The following is a 1,810-nucleotide window of genomic DNA, read 5'->3' on the forward strand; positions in this document are numbered from 1 at the left end:
GCGTACCCCTTTCAAGGCAGGCCGTCAGTGTCCTGACCTCGCTTAGAGAACTCTCCGGCGGTGGATCCCTGCTCTTTCCCAGTGCTCGATCGGATTCGCGTCCGATCTCCGACAACACGCTTAACGCCGCGACGCCATAGAGCGGCAACTGGCCCACATTGAGAACAACGACGTTCGTCGAGCCTATAAGAGGCTACCGCGCATGGTTTTCGAGCAACAGCATCAACTCTGCTGAACGAATGCGGAAAATGGCATCCGGACGGCCCGGGCTGAGCGCTGGGAAGAGCGCGTCAAGATGATGCAATGGTGGGCCGACTATCTGGATGAACTCGAGAGCAACAGCGTGCGGGTGATCTCAATCGGAGGACGCGGCAAGCCAGCTGTCTATGCGCCACCGGGAGGGTCGATTTTGAACCCAACATCGAAAGGTCACCAAACGGCGAGACGAATATCCCACTCCCGAAAAACCTACCGATCGAACACTCGGCAATTCTGAAAGCGAAATGGTTGGCCCGGAGGACGACGTCAAATATTTTATTTTGTTAAGCTTTTCGTGGGCAGAAATCGAGATCTTTCCCGTATAGTTCCGTATGGTTCCGGCGCTCATTCGCTCTAACCCAATTCTCAGACGAACCTACTGGTATCTGGCAGGGCGCCCAAGCCATCCCTGACCGGGCCGCGTGCTGGTGCGGTAGCTGCCGCTGCTTGGTGCATCGGCGGATGTCCGAATTGGGGCCGGAAGCGGAACGACTGTTCTTGGATGGCAGGGTAAGGAAGCCCACCTTGACATCAGCCGAGGCAAACCACCGGACCTGCCGACGCGTCGTCTGTTCTTGCCGGAACGCCTGCGCGGCATGCCGGGATACTCCGGATCTGCGCGCGGCCGCGAACTCTCGCTAGTCCACCAAAGATATCGGCGACATGGGAAAGCAGGTCCTGAAAAGGGTGACGCGGTCGGCCAAAATGCAGGTGACACAGCCGTGGGGACGTCAGCATTCCGAGGCAAGCATCATGCGCTCACAAGCCTCATAATGGTGTCGATATTAAATTCCAGACGCTCATTTAGAGCGTCTTTCTCCATGAGGTCGCGCTCGAAAATAATCGAGCCTGTGAACCTGTTGGTCAGATAGTAGTATCCGATCGCGGCGATCGTGATGTTGAGCTGCACTGGGTCGATACCGCCGCGGAAGTCGCCGCTGCTGACGCCCCGCTCAAGTATGCCCGACACCATGGCGACGAATTTGCGGCTGGCGGTCTTGATCAGCTCGGACTTCTTCACATGCTTGCCGCGGTGAAGGTTCTCGCTGTTGACCAGGGTGATGAACTCCGGATTCTTCAGATAATACTGCCATGTAAACCGCACGAGGCGTTCAAGGGCATCCCTCGGTTCCAAGTCGTCGAGATGAAGTTTCTGCTCGGCCGTGCGGATGTCCAGATAGGCATTTTCCACCACAGTCTGGAAGAGACCGTCCTTGCTGCCGAAATAGTGGTAAATCATACGCTTGTTGGCGTTTGCCTTGGCCGCGATAACATCGACACGCGCGCCGCCGAGGCCGTTCTTGGCGAAATCGCTCTTCGCCGCTTCCAGAATACGAAGCTTGGTCGCTTCGGCATCCCGAAGCCGCTTCTTCTTGGCGACATTGCCTGATTTTCCGGACGTTGCGTCCACTTTGGCCGCTCCCTTGGTTCCAGTTCCAGCGTGTTGTCGACGATCGGTCATGCGCTGAAAGTCATTTCAATTGTCCAAGAAGTCAACAGGCCGCGCACCGTGCCGCCGCTTGACTCTCACACATTCAGGAAGTAACTAGAT

At 56.7% G+C, this 1,810-nt stretch carries 1 protein-coding gene and 1 pseudogene; one reads left to right on the forward strand and one right to left on the reverse strand.

All coding sequences use genetic code 11. The features are described 5' to 3' along the window. Window positions 1-496, forward strand: a pseudogene (locus tag EOA27_RS42665) (hypothetical protein); the annotation flags it as partial. Window positions 497-1,009: 513 nt separating this feature from the next. Here EOA27_RS42665 and EOA27_RS34825 read toward each other — a convergent pair. Further along, window positions 1,010-1,720 carry a TetR/AcrR family transcriptional regulator gene (locus EOA27_RS34825; protein ID WP_126079136.1) on the reverse strand — a complete coding sequence of 237 codons (711 nt, stop codon included), beginning with the start codon at window positions 1,718-1,720 and terminating at the stop codon, window positions 1,010-1,012. Window positions 1,721-1,810: the final 90 nt, after the last annotated feature.

Origin of the sequence: Mesorhizobium sp. M2A.F.Ca.ET.037.01.1.1 (genome assembly GCF_003998075.1) — a bacterium.
Taxonomy (GTDB): Bacteria; Pseudomonadota; Alphaproteobacteria; order Rhizobiales; family Rhizobiaceae; genus Mesorhizobium.